Source organism: Achromobacter marplatensis (genome assembly GCF_049060505.1).
Taxonomy (GTDB): domain Bacteria; phylum Pseudomonadota; class Gammaproteobacteria; order Burkholderiales; family Burkholderiaceae_B; genus Achromobacter; species Achromobacter marplatensis_A.
Map to the genome: position 1 here is coordinate 133,207 of NZ_JBMGRB010000010.1, position 25,111 is coordinate 158,317.

27 protein-coding genes are annotated in these 25,111 nt (G+C 65.4%); 14 read left to right on the forward strand and 13 right to left on the reverse strand.

The annotated features are described in order from the left end of the window. Positions 1 to 47: 47 nt before the first annotated feature. On the forward strand, positions 48 to 1,325 hold the full coding sequence (locus ACI0FO_RS23400) for an MFS transporter (RefSeq protein WP_416030602.1): 1,278 nt from the start codon (positions 48 to 50) through the stop codon (positions 1,323 to 1,325). A gap of 20 nt (positions 1,326 to 1,345) precedes the next feature. On the opposite strand, the gene ACI0FO_RS23405 is transcribed toward ACI0FO_RS23400, so the two are convergent. Continuing rightward, a complete protein-coding gene (locus ACI0FO_RS23405; protein WP_416030604.1) occupies positions 1,346 to 1,660 on the reverse strand; it encodes a flagellar transcriptional regulator FlhD in 315 nt (104 codons plus the stop codon). Between the two features lie 305 nt (positions 1,661 to 1,965). Between ACI0FO_RS23405 and ACI0FO_RS23410 the strand changes: the two genes are divergently transcribed. The 3 genes from ACI0FO_RS23410 to ACI0FO_RS23420 all read left to right on the forward strand — a co-directional run bounded on the left by ACI0FO_RS23410 (position 1,966) and on the right by ACI0FO_RS23420 (position 6,289). Further along, positions 1,966 to 2,697 carry a DUF2325 domain-containing protein gene (locus ACI0FO_RS23410; protein ID WP_416030606.1) on the forward strand — a complete coding sequence of 244 codons (732 nt, stop codon included), beginning with the start codon at positions 1,966 to 1,968 and terminating at the stop codon, positions 2,695 to 2,697. A gap of 72 nt (positions 2,698 to 2,769) precedes the next feature. Continuing rightward, entirely contained in the window at positions 2,770 to 5,775 is a 3,006-nt protein-coding gene (locus tag ACI0FO_RS23415) for a PAS domain-containing protein (RefSeq protein ID WP_416030607.1), read from the forward strand. Between the two features lie 157 nt (positions 5,776 to 5,932). Then, a complete protein-coding gene (locus ACI0FO_RS23420) occupies positions 5,933 to 6,289 on the forward strand; it encodes a hypothetical protein (RefSeq protein WP_416030609.1) in 357 nt (118 codons plus the stop codon). A 93-nt stretch (positions 6,290 to 6,382) separates the two neighbouring features. On the opposite strand, the gene ACI0FO_RS23425 is transcribed toward ACI0FO_RS23420, so the two are convergent. Together ACI0FO_RS23425 and ACI0FO_RS23430 are read right to left on the reverse strand one after the other, a co-directional pair. Then, positions 6,383 to 7,798 (reverse strand): RNA polymerase factor sigma-54, encoded by a 1,416-nt coding sequence (locus tag ACI0FO_RS23425; protein ID WP_416030918.1) that lies wholly within the window; start codon positions 7,796 to 7,798, stop codon positions 6,383 to 6,385. 184 nt (positions 7,799 to 7,982) lie between these two features. Next, entirely contained in the window at positions 7,983 to 8,900 is a 918-nt protein-coding gene (locus ACI0FO_RS23430; RefSeq protein ID WP_416030920.1) for a sigma 54-interacting transcriptional regulator, read from the reverse strand. 292 nt (positions 8,901 to 9,192) lie between these two features. On the opposite strand from ACI0FO_RS23430, the gene ACI0FO_RS23435 reads away from it, so the two are divergent. Continuing rightward, a complete protein-coding gene (locus ACI0FO_RS23435) occupies positions 9,193 to 10,572 on the forward strand; it encodes a sigma-54-dependent transcriptional regulator (protein ID WP_416030611.1) in 1,380 nt (459 codons plus the stop codon). Between the two features lie 36 nt (positions 10,573 to 10,608). On the opposite strand, the gene ACI0FO_RS23440 is transcribed toward ACI0FO_RS23435, so the two are convergent. Beyond that, complete coding sequence (locus ACI0FO_RS23440; protein WP_416030614.1) at positions 10,609 to 10,977, reverse strand: hypothetical protein; 369 nt, start codon at positions 10,975 to 10,977, stop codon at positions 10,609 to 10,611. 133 nt (positions 10,978 to 11,110) lie between these two features. On the opposite strand from ACI0FO_RS23440, the gene ACI0FO_RS23445 reads away from it, so the two are divergent. After that, positions 11,111 to 11,329, forward strand: a complete 219-nt coding sequence (locus tag ACI0FO_RS23445; protein WP_416030616.1) for a hypothetical protein — start codon at positions 11,111 to 11,113, stop codon at positions 11,327 to 11,329. Between the two features lie 13 nt (positions 11,330 to 11,342). Here the strand turns inward: ACI0FO_RS23445 and ACI0FO_RS23450 are convergent, their stop codons facing one another. Both ACI0FO_RS23450 and ACI0FO_RS23455 read right to left on the reverse strand, forming a co-directional pair. After that, positions 11,343 to 11,711, reverse strand: coding sequence for a DUF378 domain-containing protein (locus ACI0FO_RS23450; protein WP_416030618.1), 369 nt, complete (start codon positions 11,709 to 11,711; stop codon positions 11,343 to 11,345). Continuing rightward, complete coding sequence (locus tag ACI0FO_RS23455) at positions 11,701 to 11,970, reverse strand: hypothetical protein (RefSeq protein ID WP_416030620.1); 270 nt, start codon at positions 11,968 to 11,970, stop codon at positions 11,701 to 11,703. The genes ACI0FO_RS23450 and ACI0FO_RS23455 overlap by 11 nt, the downstream gene beginning before the upstream one ends. A 131-nt stretch (positions 11,971 to 12,101) precedes the next feature. Here ACI0FO_RS23455 and ACI0FO_RS23460 point away from each other — a divergent pair, with 131 nt between their 5' ends. After that, positions 12,102 to 12,692, forward strand: coding sequence for a hypothetical protein (locus ACI0FO_RS23460; RefSeq protein WP_416030622.1), 591 nt, complete (start codon positions 12,102 to 12,104; stop codon positions 12,690 to 12,692). A 4-nt stretch (positions 12,693 to 12,696) separates the two neighbouring features. On the opposite strand, the gene ACI0FO_RS23465 is transcribed toward ACI0FO_RS23460, so the two are convergent. From ACI0FO_RS23465 to ACI0FO_RS23475, 3 genes are all read right to left on the reverse strand, one after another. Beyond that, on the reverse strand, positions 12,697 to 13,584 hold the full coding sequence (locus ACI0FO_RS23465) for an SDR family oxidoreductase (RefSeq protein WP_416030624.1): 888 nt from the start codon (positions 13,582 to 13,584) through the stop codon (positions 12,697 to 12,699). A 171-nt stretch (positions 13,585 to 13,755) separates the two neighbouring features. Next, on the reverse strand, positions 13,756 to 14,100 hold the full coding sequence (locus tag ACI0FO_RS23470) for a DUF883 family protein (protein WP_416030626.1): 345 nt from the start codon (positions 14,098 to 14,100) through the stop codon (positions 13,756 to 13,758). Positions 14,101 to 14,176: 76 nt separating this feature from the next. Continuing rightward, positions 14,177 to 14,509 (reverse strand): four-helix bundle copper-binding protein, encoded by a 333-nt coding sequence (locus tag ACI0FO_RS23475; RefSeq protein ID WP_416030628.1) that lies wholly within the window; start codon positions 14,507 to 14,509, stop codon positions 14,177 to 14,179. Between the two features lie 147 nt (positions 14,510 to 14,656). Between ACI0FO_RS23475 and ACI0FO_RS23480 the strand changes: the two genes are divergently transcribed. Continuing rightward, positions 14,657 to 14,920 carry a hypothetical protein gene (locus ACI0FO_RS23480; protein WP_416030630.1) on the forward strand — a complete coding sequence of 88 codons (264 nt, stop codon included), beginning with the start codon at positions 14,657 to 14,659 and terminating at the stop codon, positions 14,918 to 14,920. Here ACI0FO_RS23480 and ACI0FO_RS23485 read toward each other — a convergent pair. Continuing rightward, positions 14,906 to 15,976: a DNA topoisomerase IB gene (locus ACI0FO_RS23485; RefSeq protein WP_416030632.1), complete on the reverse strand. Its 1,071-nt coding sequence runs from the start codon at positions 15,974 to 15,976 to the stop codon at positions 14,906 to 14,908. The genes ACI0FO_RS23480 and ACI0FO_RS23485 overlap by 15 nt on opposite strands. 178 nt (positions 15,977 to 16,154) lie before the next feature. On the opposite strand from ACI0FO_RS23485, the gene ACI0FO_RS23490 reads away from it, so the two are divergent. From ACI0FO_RS23490 to ACI0FO_RS23500, 3 genes are all read left to right on the forward strand, one after another. Continuing rightward, positions 16,155 to 16,316 carry a hypothetical protein gene (locus ACI0FO_RS23490; RefSeq protein WP_199196882.1) on the forward strand — a complete coding sequence of 54 codons (162 nt, stop codon included), beginning with the start codon at positions 16,155 to 16,157 and terminating at the stop codon, positions 16,314 to 16,316. Between the two features lie 49 nt (positions 16,317 to 16,365). Continuing rightward, positions 16,366 to 16,518 (forward strand): DUF3309 domain-containing protein, encoded by a 153-nt coding sequence (locus ACI0FO_RS23495; RefSeq protein WP_268077873.1) that lies wholly within the window; start codon positions 16,366 to 16,368, stop codon positions 16,516 to 16,518. A 151-nt stretch (positions 16,519 to 16,669) separates the two neighbouring features. Continuing rightward, positions 16,670 to 17,626, forward strand: coding sequence for a 2-hydroxyacid dehydrogenase (locus tag ACI0FO_RS23500; protein WP_416030635.1), 957 nt, complete (start codon positions 16,670 to 16,672; stop codon positions 17,624 to 17,626). 6 nt (positions 17,627 to 17,632) lie between these two features. Here ACI0FO_RS23500 and ACI0FO_RS23505 read toward each other — a convergent pair whose 3' ends face one another. Beyond that, positions 17,633 to 18,469, reverse strand: a complete 837-nt coding sequence (locus ACI0FO_RS23505) for a universal stress protein (RefSeq protein ID WP_416030638.1) — start codon at positions 18,467 to 18,469, stop codon at positions 17,633 to 17,635. A 131-nt stretch (positions 18,470 to 18,600) separates the two neighbouring features. Continuing rightward, on the reverse strand, positions 18,601 to 20,739 hold the full coding sequence (locus ACI0FO_RS23510; RefSeq protein WP_416030641.1) for an FUSC family protein: 2,139 nt from the start codon (positions 20,737 to 20,739) through the stop codon (positions 18,601 to 18,603). A gap of 342 nt (positions 20,740 to 21,081) precedes the next feature. Here ACI0FO_RS23510 and ACI0FO_RS23515 point away from each other — a divergent pair, with 342 nt between their 5' ends. The 3 genes from ACI0FO_RS23515 to ACI0FO_RS23525 all read left to right on the forward strand — a co-directional run bounded on the left by ACI0FO_RS23515 (position 21,082) and on the right by ACI0FO_RS23525 (position 23,644). Then, on the forward strand, positions 21,082 to 21,990 hold the full coding sequence (locus ACI0FO_RS23515; RefSeq protein WP_416030643.1) for an EAL domain-containing protein: 909 nt from the start codon (positions 21,082 to 21,084) through the stop codon (positions 21,988 to 21,990). A 179-nt stretch (positions 21,991 to 22,169) separates the two neighbouring features. Beyond that, complete coding sequence (locus tag ACI0FO_RS23520) at positions 22,170 to 22,349, forward strand: hypothetical protein (RefSeq protein ID WP_416030645.1); 180 nt, start codon at positions 22,170 to 22,172, stop codon at positions 22,347 to 22,349. A 191-nt stretch (positions 22,350 to 22,540) separates the two neighbouring features. Continuing rightward, on the forward strand, positions 22,541 to 23,644 hold the full coding sequence (locus ACI0FO_RS23525; RefSeq protein ID WP_416030647.1) for a DUF748 domain-containing protein: 1,104 nt from the start codon (positions 22,541 to 22,543) through the stop codon (positions 23,642 to 23,644). Here the strand turns inward: ACI0FO_RS23525 and ACI0FO_RS23530 are convergent. After that, positions 23,641 to 25,098: a SulP family inorganic anion transporter gene (locus ACI0FO_RS23530; RefSeq protein WP_416030649.1), complete on the reverse strand. Its 1,458-nt coding sequence runs from the start codon at positions 25,096 to 25,098 to the stop codon at positions 23,641 to 23,643. The genes ACI0FO_RS23525 and ACI0FO_RS23530 overlap by 4 nt on opposite strands. Positions 25,099 to 25,111: the final 13 nt, after the last annotated feature.

Sequence of the window (25,111 nt, forward strand, 5' to 3'; positions counted from 1 at the left end):
ACTTTGAGCATGCGGGCCCCGCGCCCGATGCCATTCCGAGAATCCTGATGTCCAGCGCCTCCCTCCATTCGTCTTCTTCCGCCCCGGCCGCGTATCTTGCCCGCGGCACGCCGGGCCTGCGCCGCGCCCAATGGGCGTTGTTTGCCGCCGGCTTTTCCACCTTTTCCCTGTTGTACTGCGTGCAGCCGCTGATGCCGCTGTTCACGCAGGCATTTGGCGTGTCGCCCGCGCAAAGCAGCCTGGTTTTGTCGCTGTGCACCGGTCTGCTGGCCGTGGCGATCTTTTTCGTCGGCCTGTTTTCGCAGGCCCTGCCGCGCAAGCCCGTGATGGCGTTATCGCTGTTTGCGTCGGCCGTGCTGGGCACGATCGCCGCCGTGGCGCCAGACTGGCATAGCCTGCTTGCGCTCCGCGCGTTGCAGGGCGTTGCGATGGGGGGCGTGCCGGCGGTGGCAATGGCCTATCTGGCCGAAGAGGTCGAACCCGATACGCTGGGCTTCGCCATGGGGCTATATATCAGCGGCAGCGCCTTCGGCGGCTTGTCCGGCCGCGTCATCACCGGCCTGGTGTCCGATCACTTCGGCTGGCGCGCGGCGATGGGAACGCTGGGCTTGCTGGGCCTTGTCGCGGCCGTGCTGTTCGTCTGGCTGCTGCCGGCGTCGCGCCGCTTCGTGCCGCAACGCGGCCGAGGCTGGACAGGCGTGGCGTCGGACGTGCGCGCGGGTGTCGGCGCGCATCTGAAGAATGGTCCGCTATGCGCGCTGTTTGCGATGGGCGGCTTGCTGATGGGCGCGTTCGTCACCCTCTATAACTATGTCGGCTTCAGGTTGTTGCTGCCGCCGTTTTCGCTCAGCCAGACGTTTATCGGCTTCATCTTCGTCGTATACCTCGTGGGCATTTTCGCGTCCACGTTCTTCGGCCGGCTGGCCGACCGCCATGGCCGTGGGGCCATGTTATGCGCCGCCACGGGACTGGCGCTGGCCGGCTTGCTGCTGACCCTATCGGATTCGCTGCCCATCCTTGTCGCCGGGATTGTCCTGTTCACATTCGGTTTTTTCGCGGCGCACGCAGTGGCCAGCGGTTGGGTCGGGCAAATGGCGCGCGGCTACAAGGCGTTGGCCGCGTCGCTATACCTGTTGGTCTATTACGTTGGGTCGAGCGTGCTGGGCGCATGGGGCGGCCATTTCTGGGCCACGCGCCAATGGCCCGGCGTTGCGGCAATGGCGGGCGGTTTGTTGGCCTTGGCATTGTTGATCAGCGCGGGACTGGCATGGCGCACCAGCGCCGGCACCAAGCGCGAAACCGGGATCATCGCCGAAACCCCCTGATTGGCCGCACCCGCTGAAGGCTAGGGCATCCCGGCCGCGTGCGGCTCGGAAGGGGCGGCGGCGGCCTGGGCGGCAAGCGTTACATCGATACCTTGGCTAAGCGCGGACAACAGCAGGTGCGGCGCCATATCCAGGCGCGCCAACAGCACGCTGCATCGTGACATCCTGGCCAAGTCGTCGCGCGACAGGGCGACCAGCCACTGGCAGGCATGCTGCGAGATCTGCAGCCCGGCCATGGCGTCGGCGTTGCCGGTGCGAGCCAGGCGCTGCAGCAGCAGCAAATACATCATGTTCGTTTCGTGGATATCGCGCAGAAGTTCGCTGGATTTCGGCATCGGGCATCCCTGACTTCGTTGATTCCGCACGTCGGCCGCCGCCGATGCGGAAAAGGGCGCGTGGCGTCCTCGTGGGAACGTCTATTCCAAGCCCGAAAGGGCTTGCGTGCCGGTAGCGTCTGTCGATCATATTTAAGCGATTGGGGCGCGTCAGCTATGGATTTCCCTGTGCGCGCCGCGGGCATGACGCAAAAATATAAAACAGACGCATTCTCATTTATAATTGCGGACACGCCAGGTCGCGCGCTGCGGGACCGCTCACGCACGCGGCGCATCCGGCGCTTGTTTCATTCCGAGGCCCTGCGATGACATCCTCTTTTCCAGACCGCCATCCCCTGCAACGCGAACATGCGGCGCTGCTGGCCGCTTACGGGCAGGCGCAATCGCATTGCAGCCAGCTGCTTAGCGCGCAGGCGGCGCGCATTCTGCATCTTGAGGCCGAAGCGATGCGGCTGCGCGCCGCGGTCATCCAGCGCGACACGGCGTTGGCTTGGGCGCGCGAAGACCACCGCGCGCTCGAAGGATCGATACCGGGATTGCCCAAGCGGGTGGCGCTGGCGCGCCGGGTCACGCAGCTGATGGAACGCATTCAATGCCTCATGCGCGAGCGGCTGGCCTGGCAGGACCGCGCCAGCCAGGGCAGGGCACGCCCGGTGGAACGGGTCGCCGAGCCCGTCGCCCTCCAGCCGGCCGTCATGGCAGTGGCATTGCGCGAAAAATCGGTGCTGTGCGTCGGCGAAGACGCGCTGGCGCTGATGCTGACGCGCAAGGTCGTCGAACTTGCCGGCGGCCGGTACCTGGGGCACAGCGGCGAGGGCGATGCAGACGGCGCGACGCTGGAAGCCAGCCTGATCGCGGCGGATCTGGTCATTTGCCAGACCGGCTGCGTCAGCCACGGCGCCTATTGGCGCGTGAAAGATCATTGCGCCCGCACCGGCAAGCAATGCGTGCTGGTCGACAAGCCCGAAGCGCTGAACGCTTTACGCCTGGACGCTTTACGCCCGGACGGCGAGCCTGTCCTCGAGCAGGAACGGTAGCGTCGCGTTACCGAGCGTTTCGGCAAGGCGGCGGGGCCCCGCAATACAGTACGTACTGGCAAAGGGGCAGACATGTTGAAGAAACAGGATCGCGTTGCGCTCCCTTGGACGGATACGCTGGCGCGTCTGGAAGATGAACGCATCATGCTGCAGCGCATTGCCGCAGGCATGCCGCTGCCGGATGTCCTGGAGCATGTGTTGCACGCCATCGAGGCGCAATCGAGCGTGAGATTGCGCACGGCGATCGCCTTGATCGACGATACCGGGACGTTCTTGCTGCACGCCGCGGCGCCCAGCTTGCCGGCGGAATTCAATGTGGCCGTGCAGCGCACGCCCATCGGACCGCAGATGGCATCCTGGGGGGCGGCGGCGCATGCAGGAACCGCTGTGTATGTGGACGACATCGCCACGCACCCGATTTGGGAGCGCTGGCGAGATCTGGCGTTGTCACAAGGCCTGCGGGCGTGCTGGTCGACGCCGATCAAGGCGCCCGACGGACGCTTGCTGGGCGTGTTTTCCAACTACTACAGCACGGTGCGCTCGCCATCCACCGACGATATCGACGCCATCGCATTGGTGACGCGCAGTGCCGCGCTGGCCATCGAGCGCCATCTGACCGACGCCGCGCTACGCGATAGCGGCGCGCGCTGGCGCGCGATGTTCGAGGGCATGCAAGAGGCCTTCTTTTTAAGCGAGGCGTTGCGGGACGGCGAGGGTCGTATCGTGGACTTCCGCTTTCTGGAGGTGAACCCGGCCTTCGAGCGCCAGAGCGGCATGCGGGAAGGCGACACGCTGGGCCATACGCTGCGCGAAATGATCCCCGGCGTGCCCAGCCAGATCATGGACGCTTTTGCGCAGGTGGTGGAGACGGGCGAACCGGCGCAGTTCGAATTCGCCGTGCCCGGGCCCAAGCATGCCTGGTACGAGGCCCGGGCGCGTAAAGACGGCGCCGACCGGATGATGGCGCTGTTTCTGGACGTCACGGCGCGTAAGGCGGCTGAAACCGAACTTTGGGAAGGGCAGCACCGCAAGAATTTCCTGTTGGCGCTGGGCGACCGCATGCGCGAGCTGCACCTTCAGTCCGAAATCGAATATGCCGCGTGCGAGGGGTTGGGCCAGCATCTGGCGCTTGGCCTTGTGGCGGTGGCGGACTGGTCGGGCGACGACGGCGCGGCGGTGACGCTATCGACCTGTTGGCGGTCCGAGAGCGAACGGGCCAACGCGCAGCCGCTGGTGCCCGATCCACTGAGCGAAGAACTGAAGGCTGCGCTGCGTAAGGGCCGCACCGCCCAACTGCAGCCGCTGGTGGCGGATCAGGACGGCGAGGTTCGGCCATCCGCGATCGTGGTGCCGATGCGTCGCTGGGGCCGATATGGCGGCACGTTGCTGGTGCGGCCACAGGCGGGCAGCCGGCTCAAGGCCGGCGATCTGGCCTTTATCGAAGAAGTGGCCGAGCGCATGTGCGGCGCCGTCGAGCGGTCGCAGTACGCGCGCACGCTGGAGCAGCGCGTCGAAGACGCCATCGCCGAACGCGACCGCATCTGGCGGCTGTCTCCGGAACTGCTTGCCGTCGTCGACGCGCATGAGCGCTTCGTCAGTGTCAATCCCGCAGTGCGGCCGATCCTGGGGTGGAGGCCCGAGCAATTTCTATCCATGGGGCTGGCCGAATTGGTGCACCCCGACGACCAGGCGGCCACGCGCGCCGCGATGGCGCAGGCGTCGCATAGCGACCCGGCGCAAGCCGTGCGGCATATGGAAAATCGGCTGCTGGGGCGTGACGGCGCCTATCGCTGGATTACGTGGAGCATGTCGTGGTCGCAAGACAGCCTGTACATGACCGGCCGTGACGATACCGATTTGAAGGTGCAGGCCGAGATGCTGCGCGAGACCGAGCAGGCGTTGAGGCAATCGCAGAAAATGGAAGCGGTGGGGCGCCTGACCGGCGGCATCGCGCACGACTTCAACAATATGCTTCAAGGCATCACGGGCGCCTTGTACCTGGTCAAGCGCAAACTCGACGCCGGCACGCCGGCGCAGGCCGAACGCTTCATCAACGTGGCAATGGATTCCGCCAATCGCGCCGCGCATCTGACCCAACGGCTGCTGACCTTTTCGCGGCGCCAGCCGATCGACCCGAAACCCTTCAGCGTGGCGACTACGTTGCAGTCGATGGCCGACCTGTTCCACCGCTATACCGGCGAACGCGTGCGCCTGCTTTTCGATCTGGATCCGGCGTTGTGGACGGTTCGATGCGACAAGAACCAGTTTGAAAACGCCATGCTGAATTTGGTGATCAACGCGTGCGACGCCATGCCCAATGGCGGGGCCTTGACCGTTGCCGCGCAAAACCGGTCATTGGATCCCGTGCTGTTGCGCCAGTTTCCCGGCATGAATGCGGGGGATTTCGTGCAGGTTTCGGTGACGGACGAAGGTTGCGGCATGCCGCCCGACGTGCTGGCGCATGCGTTCGATCCCTTCTTCACTACCAAGCCGCTGGGCGAAGGCACCGGCCTGGGGCTGTCCATGATCTACGGCTTCGCCAAGCAGGCGGGCGGCGTGGCCACGCTGGAAAGCGAGGTGGGCAAGGGCACGACGGTCAAGTTGTTATTGCCTCGGTACGACGGCGCGCCGGATGCCGCCGCGCGGCATGAGTTGGCCGCGCAACCGGTATCGGGCGTCGGACAGCCGTCCGTCGTGGTGCTGGTGGAAGACGATGCCAATGTGCGCGACATGGTGCGCGAGTGTCTGGTTGATCTTGGCATGCACGTGCTGACCGCAGCCGATGGCGAGGCCGGATTGGAACTGGTGCTGGGCACTGCGGGTATCGACCTGCTGGTGACGGATGTCGGCTTGCCGGCGTTGAACGGCCGCCAGTTGGCGGACGCCGCGCGGGCCGCCCATCCCGGGCTGAAGGTGCTGATGATGACCGGATACGCCGAAAGCGCCGCGCATGACCGCGGCTTCCTGGAGCACGGGATGGAATTGATCGTGAAGCCGTTCTCCTTGGACGCGCTGGGCGAACGCGTGCAGCGCATGTTGGCCGAATCTCGCAAGGCGCGCGACGGAGGGGCGGCCTAGGCGGCAAGAATGCCAGTGTTGCAACGGCAGGTAAAAAATGCCCTTCCAGGCGCGCGGCAGGGGGAAAGCGGGGCGCAGGCGGGTCGACGCGGGGGGCTGCGGGGACGGGAACGGGGCTTGCGTACAAGTCCCTGCTTTCCAACCAAGGAGCCCGACTATGAAAACCCGTGCCATGACTTGCGCTTTCGTATTACTGGCAGGCCTGACGTCCGCCGGTGCGGCGCTGGCCCAGTCGGCCACGCCGACCTCGCCATCTACCACGCCGAACGACTCCTCTGCCGCCCAGCCGAACCGCCCGTTGCCACCGGGGCAGATGGCGCCTGCCCCTAATGCAACGCCCCCTTCGGGCACGACGGCGCCGTCGACGCAACATAGCGGCAGCATGTCATCGGGCAAGAAACACTCCGATGAAACGCCTAATCGTCCGCGCGAAGCGAACGATAACGTTCCGCGCACGCCAGCGGGCGGCGCCGCGCCGCCTCCGGGATACCCGAACACGGGCGGTTCAAAGTAAGCGCGGCTAGCCAGACGGCAACGAAGAAGGCTTCCCTCGGGAAGCCTTCTTTATGTGACACCCGCTGCCGACGCGGTGGCGTCGAACCGGCGCTTAGTGCTGGCGGCGCAGTTCCGCGGGCGGCACCCGCAGTTGGCCCCGGTACTTCGACACGGTGCGGCGCGCCAGCAGGATGCCGCTGGCCGCCAATTGTTGAGTCAGGGCGACGTCCGACAACGGCATGGCGGGGTCTTCCGCATCCACCATTTCCTTGATCAGCGCGCGCACCGCGGCCGCCGAGCACGAACCGCCGGATTCCGTCGCCAGCTCGCGGGAAAAGAAGTGACGGAATTCGAACACGCCGCGCGGCGTCACCATATATTTGCCCACGGTGGCGCGCGACACGGTGGATTCGTGCATGTTCAGATCATCGGCAACTTCGCGCAGCATCAAGGGGCGCAACGCCACCTCGCCATATTCGAAGAATGTCTGCTGGCGCTTGACGATGGCTTCGGCGACACGCTGGATCGTCGTGTAGCGCTGTTCCACGTTACGCACCAGCCAGCGCGCTTCTTGCAGTTCCTGCGCCATGGGGCTGCGGTCGTCCAGGCGGGCGCGGCGGAACAGGTCGGCGTAGGTACGGTGCAAGCGCGCCTGCGGCATCGCATTGCGATTGGGCAAGACGCGCCAACGCGCGTGCCACTTGTCCACGAATACGTCCGGTACGACGTACACCGGGGCTTCCGCGCTATAGCGGGCGCCGGGTTTGGGGTCAAGGCTGCGGATCAACGCGCAGGCGTCGCGTAGCGCCTCGTCAGAGCAATCCAGCACGCGGCGCAGTCCGATGCAGTCGTTTTTTCCCAGGCGGTCCAGGTGCTCGCGCACGATGCGCAGCGCCAGATCCCGGGTAGTGGCGTCCACCGCCCGGGCAGCCATCAATTGCAGCGTCAGGCATTCCGTCAGGTCGCGCGCGGCCAGGCCCGGCGCATCCAGCTGCTGCACCAGGCGCAGGGCCGCAGTCCATTCCCCGTCGTCCGGAGGCGGACTGAATTCGGGCCGATCCGCGCTACAAAGGCTGTCGAGCGGCACACGCAGATAGCCGTCGTCATCCAGCGCATCGATGATGAATTCGGCCAACAGCCGGTCGCGTGGCTGCAAATGGTAGTTGCCCAGGTCCATGCACAGGCGTTCCCGCATCGATAACGACGCGCTGGCCCATTGCCCCAGGTCCTTGCCTTCGCCGGAGCCCGACGACGGCATGGGGTAATCGCCCGAATAGGCGGGCGCATCCGGGGGCGGCTCGTCGCCATCGGCAGCGGTTGTCGGGGCTGGCTCGGCCGGGGCATCGCCCGGGTCGCCGTGGCCGATGGGCTTGACGTCCGGCCCGATTTCCACCGGATCGGCGTCTTGCTCGTCCCCGTCTTCCAGAAAGGGATTGGTGGCTAGCGCGTGCTCCACCGCGGTCGTGAATTCAAGCGCCGACATTTGCAGCAGCTTGACGGACTGTTGCAGCCGGGGCGCCAGCGTCATCTGCTGGCGCAGGCGCAATTCTTGCGTAGGGTGGCCCAATCGAGTCTCCTTGCCAGGGAGCCGCCGGACGGCGGCGCATCCTTGATACTCAAGCAAACTCCGTGCCAGGTGGGTTTGCGGGCGGGTATCCGGAGGCGCGCGGCTGCGGGCGGAGGCGCTATTACAAGCCGACGGTAAGAACTGCTCAGCGGTCCGCCAAGCCTTCCTTGTCGTACACGTCCAGCCGGTTGTAGAGCGTTTTCAGGCTGACGCCCAAGGTGTCCGCGGCCAGGCGCTTGTCGCCGTCATGATGCGCCAGCGTCGCCAGGATGAATTCGCGCTGCGCGCGTCCCAGCGGCATGCCCACCGGGAAGCTGAGCGCCCCGTCGCGCATTTCCGGCCGTTGACGGGCGGGGGCGCGCGTCAGCAGGTCGGTGTTCAGTTGCGCATCCGACAGAATGAACGCGCGCTGCACCACGTTGCGCAGTTCGCGCACATTGCCGGGCCAGTCATGCTGTTGGATCGCGTCCAGCATCTGCCTGGAAAAGGTCTTCTGTGTGCGGTGCTGGGCATTCAGCGTATCCAGGAACCGGTGCGCCAGGATCACGGCATCGTTTCCGCGTTCACGTAGCGGCGGCACCCGTAGCGGGATGACCAGCAACCGGTGAAGGAAATCCTGACGCAGTCGGCCGTCGGCGACCGAGGCCGCGGGGTCGCGGTTACTGGCGCAAATGATGCGAACATTGGCGCGCAACAGGTCGGATCCGCCGACACGCTGATACGTCCCGGCTTCCAGGACGCGCAAGAAATGTACTTGCATGTCGGGCGGCATTTCCGTGACTTCGTCCAGGAACAGGGTTCCGCCGCTGGCGTACTCGAAGTAACCGGCGTTCTGGGCCAACGCGCCGGTGAAACTGCCTTTCTCGTGGCCGAACAGTTCGGCATGCGCCAACGTGCCACTGATGGCGCCACAATTCACGGCGACGAAGGGATGGCCCCGCCGTTCGCTGCCGTCATGGATCGCGCGCGCTACGATTTCCTTGCCGGCGCCGCTTTCCCCCACGATGAAGACGCTGGCATCGGTGGATGCAGCCAGTCGTACCTGAGTGCCCAATTTTTGCATCACCGGTGACAGGCCGGTCATGTCCATCGGAGGGGCGGAGGACGCAATTGCATCCTCGCGCCCGGTGGTGGTGCGGTTTGCCATGTGCAGATACCTCGGCCCGCCGGGCCTAGTCAAGATACTTTTATCGTAGTGGGCGGGTCGGCGCAGGAATGCGACCAGTTGCAAGTATTCGAAAACTTTAGTCGACAGTATCGATTGTTTACGTCTGCCGCCGCCAGACTGATTATTCTCGTTTTCATGTCAATGCGCGGCGCGGACATCGGGCTGCGCACCGCCATACGGAGAAGCTATGCCTCATTTGCTGATCGTCGACGATGACGACGCGATACGGGAAACCCTTGCCGAGATGGGCCGCGACAGCGGTTTCTCGGTGGCGGTGGCGGCCAGCGTCAAAGACGCGCTGATACAGCTTGAGCGGCAGGCGCCCGATCTGGTGCTGACCGACGTCCGGCTGCCGGGTGGCAACGGGATGGACATCTTCAAGAACGTCGCCGCGGCCAGCGCCGAGGTGGTGGTGATGACGGGCCATGGCACGGTTGACTACGCCGTCCAGGCCTTGCGTCTGGGCGCGACCGATTTTCTCGTCAAGCCAATTTGCATGGAACGCTTGAACGGCATCCTGAGCCGCGTGGTGGCCAATGCGGGCGGAGACCTTCCCGGCATGCCGTTCGAGGAAGCTGGGCGTTTCGGCAAGCTCTATGGCGCGTCCGAATGCATGGCCGCACTGTACCGTCAGATCGGACGCGTAGCGCCCACCAACGTCACGACCTTGCTGATCGGTGAAAGCGGCACTGGCAAAGAACTGGCCGCCCATGCGATCCATGAACTCAGCACGCGCCGTCAACGGCCGTTCATCGCTGTCAATTGCGGCGCGATTTCCCCCAATCTGATCGAAAGCGAAATGTTCGGCCACGAGCGCGGCAGCTTCACCGGCGCCGACCGCCAGCACAAAGGCTATTTTGAACGCGCCGATGGCGGCACCCTGTTCCTGGACGAGGTTACCGAGATGCCGTTGGACCTGCAGGTGAAATTGCTGCGGGTGCTTGAGACCGGGCAATTCATGCGGGTCGGGACCAACCGCGAAATCGGCTGCGACATCCGCATCGTCGCCGCCACCAACCGCAATCCGGAACAGGCGGTGCAAGACGGAAAGCTGCGCGAAGACCTGTACTACCGGCTAAGCGTGTTTCCCATCGAACTGCCGCCGCTGCGGGAACGCGGCGACGACATCCTGTTCCTGGCGCAGCGGTTCTTGCAGGCGCAGAACCAGGAGACCGGCAAAAACAAGGTATTTTCGCCGCAGGCCGCCGAAGCCTTGGCGCAGTACGACTGGCCGGGCAATGTGCGCGAGCTCAAGAACTTCGTGCGTCGCGCCTTCATCATGGCTGACGGCGATGTCCTGAATGCCGATATGCTGGCGCCGCATGTTTCGCCAAGCGGCGATGCCCCGACCAGCCAGGTCAGCGTGCCCGTTGGGGAAACGCTGGCCGAAGCCGACCGGCGCCTGATCCTGGCAACGCTTGCCCGCTGCAACGGCGTAAAGAAGCAGACCGCCGCGATGCTGGGCATCAGCCCCAAGACGCTTTACAACCGGCTTGAGGAGTACGCGGCTGCCGGCTATGTTCTGCCAGGCGAAGACGGATCAAGCGAGGCGCGCGACGCAACCTGAGCGCCGCCCCGGGCCGGGCGCGGGGGCGGCGCCGGCTTACTTGCCGTGGCGCGTCTTCAGCTCTGCCAGGCAGGCGTCCTTGGCGTTACCCGACATGGCGTCGCATTTTTCCTTGCCCACCTTGTAGTCGGCGTCGTTGCGCGTCTTGGCGGCGTCATGGCTGGCTTCCGCCTTTTCCTTGCCCGCCTTGGCGTCTGCTTTCGCCTTGTCGCGCGTGGCTTCGGCCTGCTGCTGACACACGTCCTTCTGGTTGCCCTTCATTCCGTCGCATGCTTTCTTGTCCATCTTATATTGGTTGTCGATCTGGTCGCTGCTGCGCACGGAAGTCGTTTGCGCGGAGGCCTGGAACGCCAGGGCGGACAGGCACAGGGCGATAGCGGGGCAAACGGTTCTGGACAGATTCATGGCTAACTCCTTTGGGTGAGGGGTCCGGCGTTAACCGGACCTGCAACCGCTAGCAAGCAAGCGGCGTTCCCGGCACGCGCTCGGGAACGCCGCTTGCGCGTCAAGCGTTCCCCACGGTTATGCGGAGAGCAAGATGAAGCAACCCGAGCAAGAGAAGGCCAAGCCCGAGGCGAACACCCCGAACGACGAGGTCGAGGCGGCCCGTCGCAGCGGCCAGTTCGGCGCAGACCAGCCCGGCTTTGGCAAGCAGCCGCCGGCAGCGAAACGGCCAGCGGACAAGAAGCCCAACACCAAGGGACCGGAGTTTGAAGAAGGCGGGCAGTATCCCGGCAAGCGTCCCGGCGGAAAATAGGGCGGTTGGCGCCCTAGTCGGCGCCGTCACCCCATTTGAAGAGCAGCACGACGCAATGCAGTGCCGCTAGCCCAATCAGCCCTTGGACGGCGCGGGTCGCGGCGGCGTGCGGCAGGATCTTCGCGAACACGTCCAGGTTGACGGCGGCGATCAAGCCGCAGTTCAAGCCGCCCGCCACTACGGCAATCAGCGCCACCCAATCCAGCCATGACAGATCGCGGCCGCGCGGTTCGGCACTTGCGGCAGTTTCTGCTTCAAGGATGGAAAAAACTCCATTCTCGATGGGCAGGCTGTTGGCGTCTTCAGGCGCCGCCGCGCCGGGGCCGAAGCCGGCAGGGTGCAAGGGCGGGGGCAACTGCGAAGGGGCGGGCTCAACCACCATTGCGCTCCGGATTGGGCGCCGAACGGGATAGGCCGGCTTCATCGGCCCCGGTCACGCGGTCCGGTGCGATATCGCTGCCGTCGTCGTCGCGCGGGTCGGGCTCAACGCTTTCACGTTCACCGGTCGCCTGCGAATCGCTGTCGGAATGGGCCATGCCGGGGGGTAAGTCGCTGGCGGAATCAGAGGAATCGCTCGGTCCCAGATCGGGGCGGCCGGTATCGTCCAGATCGGGGAAATCAGGGGCAGGGGGGCGGGGCATGGCGGTCTCCGTGCAGGGTTCGAAGGGCATGGCAAGGCGGCTTGCGCAGCTCCGACAGCAAGCGGCGTGCCGTATGCGGACGGGCATGCCAGTTGCTGCACCCGGCGACACATCCTTTCCGGGAGATCGTCATGTCGTTGATTGTTGCCGCACGCTTCCAGACATTCGACCAAGCCGCCGTGGCCGCGCAGAAACTCTTTACTGAAGGTTTCACCGAAGAGGACGTGCACACCTTCTACATCAACACGGCGGGCGGGCACGCTCGATTTCCATTAGGAGGCGACCGCGTGGCGGATCCCGACGCCAAGGGCGGCCATCTGGGAGCGGTGGCGGGCGCGTCCGCCCTGGGTCTGCTGTTCGCGCTATTGGGCGGCTTCATCGCAGCGCGCATGGCGGCGCCGATCCTGATTGTTATCGCGGCCGCTGGCGTGGGGGCATACCTGGGCGCGTTGGCCGGCGCGCTGTGGATCGTGGGGCGGGACAAGCGTAGGGCCAAAGCTACGCCCGGCGAACCTGAGGAGCATCCGACCGTGCGCGCGGCCGGCGTAATGCTGGCGCTGCATGTGCCGGCGGACAAGGAGGCGCTTGCTCGCCAGGTATTGCGGGAAACGGGTGGGCGCGACATCGAACGGGCGCAGGGCCGATGGCAGAACGGAAAATGGCAGGATTTCGACCCCTTGACGCCGCCCGAGCGGGTAGAGGCGCCCGCTTCCCAGGTTTGAAGGTTCAATCGCCCGCGCTGCCCGTGATGGGCAACACAATCCCGGTGATGTAGCTTGCGCATGCCGGGGACGCCAGAAAAACGTAGGCGGGCGAGATCTCTTCCGGTTGCGCCGGCCGTCCCAGGTCGGTCTGCTTGCCGAATTCCTTGATCGCCTCCGGACTTTGATCCGCCGGATTCAGCGGCGTCCAGACAGGGCCGGGCGCCACGGCGTTCACGCGGATGCCCTGGCTGGCCAGGTTCCCGGCCAGCGAGCGGGTGAAGGCGTGGATGGCGCCCTTGGTAGAGGAGTAGTCCAGCAATTTGGCGCTACCTCGCAGGCCGGTTACCGACCCGGTATTGATGATGGACGCGCCCGACTTCAGATGCGGCAGGGCAGCCCGGGCCATGTAGAAGTAGGCGGTGATGTTGGTGCGCAGTGTCTTATCCCACTTTTCGTCGCTGATGTCCGTCAACGATTCGGTGTGCTGCTGATACGCCGCGTTGTTGACCAGCACATCCAGTTTGCCGAAGGCTTTTACCGTCTGGGCCACGGCATCCTTGCAGAACGCGGCTTCGCGCACGTCTCCGGCGATCAGCAGGCAACGACGGCCTTCGGCTTCCACCGCGCGCCGGGTGTCTTCGGCGTCTTCATGCTCGTTCAAATACACGACGGCGACGTCGGCGCCTTCGCGCGCGAACAGCACGCTGACGGCGCGTCCGATGCCGGAGTCGCCGCCGGTGACGATGGCTGCCATGTCTTGCAGCTTGGCGCTGCCCCGATACCCCGGGGCCTGGTACTGGGGCTTGAGCTCCATGTCGGCTTCGTTGCCGGGTTTCTCTAGGTGTTGGTCCGGCATGGGGGGCGTGGGGTGTGGACGGTCACCCGTACCGGCGTTGCTGGGCTTGCTCATGGAAGGCTCCTTGGGTCAGGCGCGGAAGGCGCGTTGCGGCCAAAGGACGCAAATGCTGTTCCTGGCACAGGAGGACTAGACGCAAGCGGCTGACGGCGATCCCGACGACAGCGCGAAAAAAAGCCGGGCTGATGCCCGGCCGTTACCTAGCCGTTACCCCGGCTGGCGTGGTTATTGGCGCCCCACGACGACGCCGAAAAGAAAAGCTGCGCCGGCAACCAGCCCGATAGCCTGCCACGGCCGCGCGTGAATGTATTCCTCGGTGCAGTCGAGCGTTTCGCGCATCAGGTCACCGGCATTCTCGGAGGCGTCCCGCAAGCTGCGCCGTGTGGCCGTCAACTGCTCAGACAAACGCGTCTTCAGTGCGTCCAGGTCCGTGGTGGGATCGGCGTCGCGCAACGTTGCCTCGATTTCATCGATCCAACTTTCCGGATGGCGCGCGCGCCGGCGCGACCCACGACTGTCCGGGCCGTTCTCGGGAAAGTCGGAAGGCAGAGGGGTGTTCGTAGAGGCCATCTGAAAGCTCCTGGCAGTCGGGCGGAAAATCCGCCATCGCAGACCGGCCCGTGCGGCTGCGCGGCGTGTCGGGGCGCTAGGCCTCGAGCATGTCTTGGCAGGCCAGCGTGCAGGCGAGGCAGGCGCCGGCGCAGACCTGGCAATGCTCTATGTCCTGGTGCGGCGTGCAAGCGCGGGCGCACGCATCGCAAACCAGCGCGCACAAAGTACATAGCGCGGTAGAAAATTCGCCGTTGCGCGCCAGCATGGCCGCACACAGCCGGCACACGCTGGCGCAATCGGTGGCCAGGCTGATGCAGCGCTTCATCCGGGCCGCGTTGATGTCCAGGCTGGCCGCGGCGCATTGGTCGCAAGCCACCGCGCATTCATAGCAGGCTTGCACACATTGCTCGAAGTTTGGGTCTCGCATTGCATCTCCTTGTGAGTTCCCGTGGCGGTCAACGAAGGCAGGCGCGGCCGCACCGGGCACATCCGCTTGCAATTTGAAGGTACTGACAGTGCTTTATCCCGATTGACGGCCGTAGGATGGAAATTCGGAACTTGGCAGGAGATACCCATGAAAACCCGTTCCCGATCGACCGCCGCCGCATCCGGCCCGGCGGACAAAACCGCCCAAACCGGCGCGCAGGACAACGCTAAGATACTGCCGCCGCGGGGCCCCGTCGATGTGCCGAAACAACCGGTGAAACCAGACGACTCGACGCCGGACGAAGCGGCGCGTGATAAGCGCGCGGTCGTTGACAATCAAACGGAATCGAACTGGGCCGACGGCGCCGCGCCGCAGCCGCGCGCGAAGAACGCCCGCTCATCCATTCTTTGATCGACCCGGGCCAACGCGCCCGTCGTCGTTGCCCGGCTGGGCACGCAGGAAAGCCAGCAGGCGCCGTTCGTCCGCGTGCAAGCCGCGCGGCGCGTCCGGGGCTCGCGCCTTTGGCGGCAAGGCGCCCGCCAGATAGGTATCCAGCACGGCGGGGTGTACATAGCAGGCGCGGCACACGGCGGGCGTGTTGGCCAAGCGCTGCGAGACTTGCTTGATCACGTCCACCACGGCCTGCCGGGCCTGCGCTTCGTTCTCGACGGGGCGTGCTTGCAGCGCGGCGTATGCCAGCACCGACCCCGCCCATGTGCGGTAGTGCTTGGCGGTGAAATCGCCTCCGCCAGCGGCGCGCAGATAGGCATTGACCGCGCCGGAGTCCACGGGGTGTTTGCCGCCGTTTTCATCGAGATATTGAAACAACTGCTGGCCCGGAATTTCCAGGCAGCGCTTGATGATGCGGGCCACGCGGCGGTCTTTTACCGTGACGTCGTGGGGCACGCCGCTTTTGCCTTGGAAGCGAAAGCGAAAACCTCCGCCCGTAACGGTCGCATGCCGCCGTTTCAACGTCGTCAGGCCATACGACTTGTTCGATCTGGCGTATTCGCGCGCGCCAATGCGGATCAGCGTCGTCTCCAGCAGCCGCACCAAGGTGGCGATCACCTTTTCCTGGGCCAATCCGGGCGCCCGCATATCCCGGGCCACTTGCCGGCGGATACGGGGCAGGGCTTGGCCGAACGCCAGCAGGTTCTGATATTTGTCCGCGTCGCGCAATGCCGCCCAGTCGGGGTGATAGCGATATTGCTTGCGGCCCCGGGCGTCGCGGCCGGTAGCCTGCAAATGCCCCTCAGCCAGTGGGCAGATCCAGACATCTTCATACGCAGGCGGGATCACCAGCGCGTGGATGCGGGCAATTTCGGCGGCGTCCGTGATGCGTTTGCCGCGCGTATCCAGATAGTGGAACGCGCTGCCATTCACGCGCACCCGGCGATAGCCCGGCTGCGTGTCGTCCACGTAGACCAGCGCTGCGGGTTCGGGCGGCGAAGCGGGGGCGGCGTCCATGCTGTCTCCAACGGCGTTGGCACCTAGCAAGCGGCGTGCCTGACCACGCGGACGCCAAGCGGTCAAGCGGCGCGGGCACGGCGCTTGCTGAGGCCGTCGACAGCAACAACATCAGCGAAACGATCGTTCCGGCCGGGGCTATTCCCCGGACCGGCAAGGATCTGTCAAGGAGAGTGCCATGCAAGCCACACTGCAGCTACACGTGCCGCCCAAACCCGACCCGATTCCGCCCGGATCGCCGCCGGGGGACCTGCCGGTGGAGCCCGACACCGATGAGCCGGAAGTGGACCTGCCGCCGTTGTCGCCGCCAGTCAAAGAAATAGATCCCCCGAAACGCTGATGCCCGCGTGTCGCCGGAAAAATCGAATCAATAACGACGAGGAGTCATCATGTCGACCATTTTGCTGATCATTCTGATCTTGCTGCTTATCGGGGCCGTGCCGGCCTGGCCGCACAGCAAGGGCTGGGGCTATTACCCCAGCGGCCTGCTTGGTATTGTCGTGATCGTATTGATCGTGATGTTGCTGACGGGGCGGCTATAAAAGCTGACGGCCGGCTGAGCGCCAAACCGCGCAAGCCGGCCGTCTTCGCAAGGAATGGTCGTCCGCTGGACGAACGGTAGCGTCGGGGGCAAGGCGGGGCGTAATATTTCCCCGCCTTTTCGCAGACTTCCGCTTAACCCGCGACGCCAATATGACCATTCCCTTATTGATTTTGATCGACAGCGTGCAGGATTTCCTACCCGAGATCCAAGCGCGCGGCTTTCACATCCTGTATGCGCCCACCGCGCAAGCCCGGGCACAAGCCATCCAAGACCACGGCGCCGAGATTCGCGTCGTGCTGACGCGCGGCGCAACGGGGTTCCGCGCCGATGAAATGGCCGCGCTGCCCAAGCTTGAACTGGTCTGTTCGCTGGGCGTCGGTTACGAGAACATTGATCTGGCCGCCGCAGCAGCGCGCGGCATCATCGTTACGAACGGCCCGGGCGCCAACGCCGTATCCGTGGCCGACCACGCAATGGCGCTGCTGCTGGGCGCCGCCCGTCATCTGCCGCAGGCCGATGCCTGGGTGCGGCAAGGGCACTGGAGCGGCTTCATGGGGCCGCAAGTGACGGGCAAGCGTCTGGGCATTCTTGGACTGGGCACCATCGGGCTTGAAATCGCCAAGCGCGGGGCCAATGGGTTCGGCATGAGCGTGGGGTACTACAACCGACGAGCCCGGCCCGACTCCGGCTACACCTATTTCGACAGTCCGCGCGCCCTGGCGGCGGCGTCCGACTTCCTGGTGGTCGCCACGCCGGGCGGCGCCGGCACCCGGCATTTGGTGAACGCCGACGTGCTGGACGCGCTGGGTCCGACTGGCTATCTGGTGAACATCGCGCGGGGCAGCGTGGTGGATACCGTCGCGCTGATCGCCGCGCTGGCTGAAAAGCGCATCGCTGGCGCGGGGTTGGATGTGGTGGACGGCGAACCCCATGTTCCCGACGCACTCAAGCAGCTGGGCAACGTGGTGCTGACGCCGCACAGCGCGGGCCGTTCTCCGGAAGCGGTGGCGGCCACCGTGGCGTTGTTCCTGCAGAACGCCACGGCGCATTTCGGCGGCAAGCCGGTGCTGACGCCCGTGCTGGACGCGCAGGCTGAAGCGGCTTAGCCGTGCTTAGTGCGAAAACATGATCGGCACGGTCATGCTTTTCAGGATGGACGCGGTGGCGCCGCCCATTGCCCATTGGCGCAACTTGCTGTGCCCGTAGGCGCCCATCACGATCATGTCGACGCTATGGTCGGCGGCGGCATTCAAGATGGTGCTGCCGACGCCGACGCCCTTGATGTCGCGGCGCACGTGATCCGGCGCGGGCGTGCCTTGCGCGACGCAATACGTGGCCAGGTCTTCGAAGGGCACGGCGTCGCCTTTCTGCGAGGCCGCGCCTTCATCCATGGTCAGGGCGATCAGCTGGGTGGCAAGGCGCAGCGCCGGCATGGCGTCGCCCAAGGCGCGGGCGGCTTCGCGGCTGCCGTCCCAGCAGAACAGCACGCGCTCTCCCACGACGGGGAAATGGCCACTGGACGGCAGCACCAGCACGGGACGTCCGGCGGTCAGGAGCATTTGTTCGACGAATTCGGCTTCGTGCGCGGCTTCGATGTCGTCGCGGTTGAACTGGCTGACGATGACGAGATCGCTCGTGCGGGCGTGCAAGGCGACGCAGACGCTGGGCGCGGTTTCCCCGGCCCGCACGACGGCGGGAACGTCGGCCTTGGCCGCCGCTTCCAGGAATGCGTTCTGCACCGCGGCGCGGTTCTGCGCTTGCAATTCCTTCATGACATTGAGCGTGCGGGACATCAATACGGATTCGCCGTAGTAGTACTGGGGCGGCGCGGCGCTGGCATAGACGCCAACGAGTTCGGCCTGGTGGCGCTTGGCCAGCGACAGCGCCAGCTCGGTGCGGCGCTTGCAGTCGAATCCATGGTCAAGGTGTACGGCAATGCGGCGATACATGCGGGTCTCCTTAGTAAGCGTCCCATCGCTACATGGTTGCGCTTTCGGCAAGGCGGCCCCTTGATGCGCGTCAAGCCGTGTTCAGATACCCGTCGACCGCGCAAAGCCGGCGGGCGACGCGCCGTTGCGGCTTACCGAGGCGGATCTTTCTCGATGCGGTCGCGCAATTGGCGGACCTGCCGCGCCTGCTGGGCGATGCGGTCCAGCGGATCCGCCAAGGCTGGGGCGGCCGCCACGATAGCGGCCGGCACGGCCCAGGGGCGCGACGGGAGGTCTGGCGCGTCGTCCTGAGGGTGCAGGGCGTGGGCCAGCACCCGGCCGTAGTCGCCCAGCGCCCCGGCGGCGGGCGCCTGTGCCGGCAGGGCGGGCTGGATTTCCAGCACCGTTCCGGCGGCGGTGATGCGCCGCATGGCGTTCAGCAGGTTCACCGCAGTGTCGACGTTGCGTTCGCGGTGCACGGGATTCTGCTGTAGACGCTGCAAAGACGCTTCGGCGTTATCGGCCGACAGGCAGGCCTGGCGCCGCAAGGCGACGATGGCGTCGTCGTCCGCGTCGGGCGCCGCACCGCTTTTTTGCCGGATCAGCGCCAGCGCATAAGCCGCGTGGCGGTCCAGCGCCCGCGTCAGGGCGCCGGCCAATTGCCGCGGTTCTTTTTCCGGCCACACCAGAAAACCCACCAGCAGCGCCAGGATGCCGCCCAGCACGCTATTGAAGGCGCGCAACGCGGCCAGCGTGGGCTCGTAGATTTCCGGCTGCTGGATATGGCTGACCAGCACGAACTGGGACGTCAGGAAAAATGTGAAGAGCGCGTAGTGGATGGTGCGCGCGGCGAAGGTGCCCAGCGCGATGGGCAGCACCGCCAGCGCGACGGACAGCGGCGTGCTCAACAGCAAGCCCAGCAGGGATGCGCCGATGGCGCCGGCCACGCTGCCCGTCACGCGTTCGAGGGTGCGTTGCCAGGTGGTCGCGAAATAGGGCTGAAGGATGAATACCAGGGTCAGCGACATCCAATAGCCGTGGTTGACGGCGAACGTCTTGGACAAGGCCACGGCGATGGTGGCGCCCACGCCCACCCGCAACGCGTGGCGAAAGGCATCGGACTCCACGCTCAGGTTCTGCCGCAGCGCGCGCCAGGCCTGCCGCGCGCGGGACGCCGCGTGGCGCTGCTGCACGGGCGCGCTGGGCGCGCCGCTCTGATCGAACAAGGCCTGCATGACCGCTTGCGCCGTATGCAGCAGGCGGTCCAGCACGGGCACCATGGTGGCCAGATCGGGCGCATAGGCCATCGCGCCGCCACGCAGGTCATGCAGCCCCGCGGCGAAGTGCGCCAGGCGCTCGCGCAGGCATTCGGCCTGTTTGGGGTCGTTGACGTTTGAGGTGCTGGCGATAGCATTGCAGACGCTGGCATACCGGTGCAGCGCATGCGACAGGTGCGCGCCGGCGCTACGGCCCAGCCATTGCGGTGCATGGGATTCCAGCAGGTCGGCGCAGGCGACCAGCGCGATGAAGCTGTCTTCGGCGCTGTCCAGCAGATACGTCAGTTGATTCCCGCGGGCGCGGCGCGACGGCCGGGTGTCCTGCACTTCGCGGATACGGACCCGGGCAGATTCCAGGGCGGCGCGCTGGGCGCTGCGCTGTGGTTTGGTGACGGCGGTCCAGGCTTCCGGACGGGCCGCCGGCGTCAGGCCCGAATACATGCGCGCCAACGCGTCGGCGAAATCGGCCAACCCTCGGTAGCAATGGGCCACCGCGTGTGTGGCGTCTTTCCAGGGCCGTCGGCGCCAAACCAGCGCAGTCATCAAGATGGCCCAGACGGCGCCTGCCAGGAAGAACAAGGTGTACCAGAGGCTTTCGGCCAGCGTCGGGGCCGGCAGTTCGGCGGCCACGACGAAACCGGCGGACAACAGCGTGCCTACGATGGCCGCTGCCGGACCCAGCACACGCAACAGGCCGCCGAAGGTGCAGCAGAGGAAGGTCAGGGGCAGCAATAGCCATAGATGCCCGGCGCTTGCGCTGGCCAGGAAGCAGAACAGGGCGCCGATCAGGCCCAGCGCCAGCATGGAACCGGCACGCTGGCGCAAGGGGCCGCCGGGGTCGCCGAAGCAGGCCCAGAACGCGGCGATCGCGGTCCATCCCAACCGGGGCTCGTGCGCAAGCACGGCCAGGATGACAGGCGCCGCGCTGATCGCGGCGGCTTGCAAGGCGTCCAGCCACAGGATGTTGCGCAGGGACGCGCGCCAACGGGAAAGCAGGTTCGTCACGCTATTCATGGGACCGCACGGGCGCTCGGGAGCCGAAAGACGCAAACCCTACCATGTCGACAAGGCCGATTTTGCGGCGCCGTGCGCGCTGTCCACGGGATGTCGGATCCATGAATTCGAATGGGTGTACACATATAGTTTCATTTATGTGACTTTACCGCCTCTTTAGGTGCAAAATTGCTTGGAACAATTGCGCGAAATCGCATACAAAAACAATTGGCGGTTCAGTGTGCCGGAATTGATGGCCGGCGCCATAGCGGCAAGCCGATAGTGAATACTCATGTCCCAATGTGCTTCTATCTGCGCCCGGACAGCGCAGGCCTTACCCAGAGGCACGCGAGGAGCGTAGACATGACGCCCAATCACGAGGCTTCCACAAGCTCGGTGGTCAGCGACGAAGAAGTTGCGGCCATGGTGGCAGGAAAAGATGGCCTGCGGATATTGTTGCAACCGCAGGTGGATCTGATGACAGGCAGGATCGTAGCGGCCGAAGCCTTGGCGCGATGGCAGCATCCGCGCCTGGGCATTGTCATGCCTGCCGAGTTCATTCCCGCGATCAACCGCATGGGCTTGGACAAACTGCTGTTCGAGCGGGTCTGCCTGCGGGTGATCGACATTCTATTGACGATGCGGCGCGCGGGTATCGCGGTGCCGATCGCCATCAACGCGCCCGCGACGACGCTGTCTGACGAACGCGCCGTGGATTTTCTGCTGGATCTCATCTACACCGCCGAGCTGCCGGCCTCGTTGGTGCGCGTTGAACTGACCGAAGACCAGCCCATCCGCGAACTTGACGTGCTGCGCGCGTCGCTGATGAAGCTGGAAGACGCGGGATGCGAGGTCAGCCTGGACGACTTCGGCACCGGCCATGCGTCGCTGAAACTCTTGTCGGCCATTCCCTTGTCGGAAGTGAAGATCGACCAGTATTTCGTAACGCGCATGCGGCGCAGCGCCGTGGCGTTCGAAGTGCTGCGCACCGCCGCCGAACTGGCCACCCGCCTGGGCTGGCGCGTGGTGGCCGAAGGGGTGGAAAACGTGGCCGATATCCCCGCGCTGCGGGCGGCCGGGTGCCGTTACGGGCAGGGCTTCGCGCTGGGGCGCCCGATGCCGTTGGACGCATTGATGTTGCGGCTGCGCACGCAGCGCGATGGCGGTGAACCTTTGGCCGCACCCGCCAATTACGCCTCATCCTGGATCGAGGCCTTCGACAGCGTCTCCGACGCCGAACCTGCTTTTCCCGTCCGCGCCACGGCGCAGTAGCGCAGTAGCGGATTCGGGCGCTGCTAGACGGCAGTTTCTTCCAACATGGCTCGGACTTACCGGTCTGGAAACGGGGGCATTGATCTGTCCCGTCTTACGCGCCCCGGGCGCGGCGTTTGGGCACGTCAGTTGCTACACCTGATCCAGCGGAGTCTTTTCCGCCTATCAGGAGACTTGTAATGCCTAACCAGAATCAGCCGGACCAGCAAAAGCAGCCGCAAAAGCAGCAATCCCAGGAAAGCCCCCGGGACCGCAATCAGTCCCCTGGCCAGCAACCAGGCCAATCGGGACAGCAAGCCGATAAAGGCCAAAGCCAGCAGGGCCAACAGCCCGGCCAGCAAAATAAGACGCAACGCTGACCCCGCGATCGCGCATTGAGTCCGGAAGCCGGAAGCGCGACGCCCGACAGCCCCGTTCCCGCCTACAGACGGCGTGGACGGGGCTGTTTGCGTAAGGGGATAAGCCGCCATCATCCATTTCGTCCATTGAATAATGGGCCCGTATCGCCGACCATTCCCTTCATCGTCGGCACCCCCAACCTGGAACCGCAATGAGCTTGAACGCAGTCGCGCCGCGCCGGGGATCGGCCCTGGGCACCACTATTGCCGTACTGCTTATCCTTGCGGCGTTGGCCGGAGTGCTGGCCTTTGCCGTCACCCGCATCGTGGAACAGCGAGTGTCAAACATGCTGGGGCCGCGCGGGCAAGTGAGCGACGTGAGGGTGGGGTGGCGGCAAGTGGTGCTGACCGATGTCAACGTGCCGGGGGCATCGGGACAAGCGGGCGCACGCGCCAAACGCATCGTGCTGGAGCCGGAGTGGTCGGCGTTTCTGCGCCGTGAAACGGTTTTCAATTCCGTCGAGATCGAGGGCTTCGATTTTGCGGTGGTACGCGGGGCCGATGGCGAATTGAAGATCGCGCCCGCCTTGCAGGCGGCGCTGCATGCCGGTGCCGGCGGCGACGCCAAACCGCGCGGCGACCGGACGATCCGCATCACGGACCTGATCCTGCGCGACGGTCGCCTGGATTTCGAGGACGCCGTGGTGGCGAAGCCCCCGCATCGCATCCCGTTCAATAACGTGCAGGCCCGGTTAAAGCCGGTGTCCCTGCCCGGCGACGGCGCGCATAGCGATATGACGTTCAGCGGCAGCTTGGAAGATAACCGCAACGGCCAGGCGACCGTGCGCGCGCAGGGCTGGCTGCAAGTCGGAGGCACGGACGCCGACATGAAGGTGGCGGTGCGCAACATGGATATCCGGCACGCCGCACCCTACCTATCGGAAAAGGACGCGGCGTCGCTCACGGGCGGGGCGATGGATCTGGATATGAATACGCACATCGCGGACCGCGAGTTGCAGGCCGCGGGCACGGTCGCGCTGCGCGGCCTGACGTTCAGCGGCGACGGCCTGCTGTTTTCATTACCGCGCAAGGCGGTGCTGGCAGCCATGAAAGACAAGCAAGGCGCGGTGCGCTTCGATTTCAAGCTTCAGGGTAGCCTGGATAACCCCAGGTTCTCGGTCCAGCGAGGCTTTGCGGCGCAGGTGGCGCAAGGCTTCGGTCACGCCATCGGCGTCGGGGCGGAAGGCGCGGCCGCAGGCGTGACCGGGGCCGTGAAGGACTTGGGCAACGCCTTGTCGGACCTGCTCAGCCCCTAGTGCGGGGCGTCGGTGGCGTGCTTGCCGATCAAGGTGGCGCTGGCGTCATTCAAGCCGACGACGTCCACGGCCAGGCCGGCACGGCGCAGTTTGGCAACGGTCTTATGTAGGGCGTCGACGGCGGAAATGTCCCAGAAATGCGCGTCGGACACGTCGATCACCACCATATCGACCGCCTCGTGAAAGTCGATGGCCGCGGCAAAGCGTCCGGCCGAGGCGAAGAACACCTGGCCAGCATACCGGTATGTGCGCGTCGCGCCATCGGCGGACAGACTGGCGGTCACCGTCATCAGGGCGCGAACCTTGCCCGCGAAGAACAGGCCGCTTAGCACCACGCCAGTCAGCACGCCGCGCGCCAGATCGTGCGTCCAGACGACGACCAGGACCGTGGCCAGCATTACCACCGACGATTGCCAGGGGTGCGATCGCAGATTGGGGAACGACTGCCAGTGGAAGGTGCCGATCGACACCATGATCATCACCGCGACCAGCGCCGGCATCGGGATGCGCGCTACCAACGGACCCAGCGCCACGATCAGGAACAATAGGAAAGCGCCTGCCACGAGCGTCGACAGGCGCGTCCGGCCACCCGACCTGACGTTAATGACCGACTGGCCGATCATGGCGCAGCCGCCCATGCCGCCCAGGAACCCCGTGACGATATTGGCGATGCCCTGGCCCTTGCATTCGCGGCGCTTGTCGCTGGCCGTATCGGTCATGTCGTCAACAATCTGCGCGGTCATCATCGATTCCAGCAGGCCCACGGCCGCCATCGTCAACGAATAGGGCAGGATGATGCGCAGCGTGTCCAGCGTGAACGGCACATCCGGGATCTGGAAGAACGGCAGGGCGGACGGCAGCTTGCCCATGTCGCCCACCGTGGCGACGTCAAGGCCGGCATAGAGGGACACGGCCGTCATGGCGATGATCGCCACCAGCGGCGAAGGCACTGCCGTGGTCAGGCGCGGCAGCAGGTAGATGATGGCAAGCGCGGCGGCGATCATTGCGTAGGTAACCCAGGTCACGCCCATCAGATGGGGCAATTGCGCCATGAAGATCAGGATGGCCAGCGCGTTGACGAAGCCCGTCACGACCGAGCGCGACACGTACTGCATCAGCAGGTCCAGCCGCAGGAAGCCGGCGGCGATCTGAAAGACGCCCATCAGCACGGAGGCCGCGAACAAATATCCAATCCCGTGGTCGCGCACCAACGGCACGACCAGCACCGCGATGGCCGCGGTGGCCGCCGAGATCATGCCGGGCCGTCCGCCTGTGAACGCGATGATGACGGCAATGGAAAAGGAAGCGTACAGGCCCACGCTGGGATCCACGCCCGCGATGATAGAGAAACCAATCGCTTCGGGGATCAGGGCAAGCGCGACCAGCACGCCCGCCAGGATATCGGCGCGCGGATTGGACATCCATTCGCGATGAAGCTTGGAGAAGAAAGACATGGGTTGGCTAACC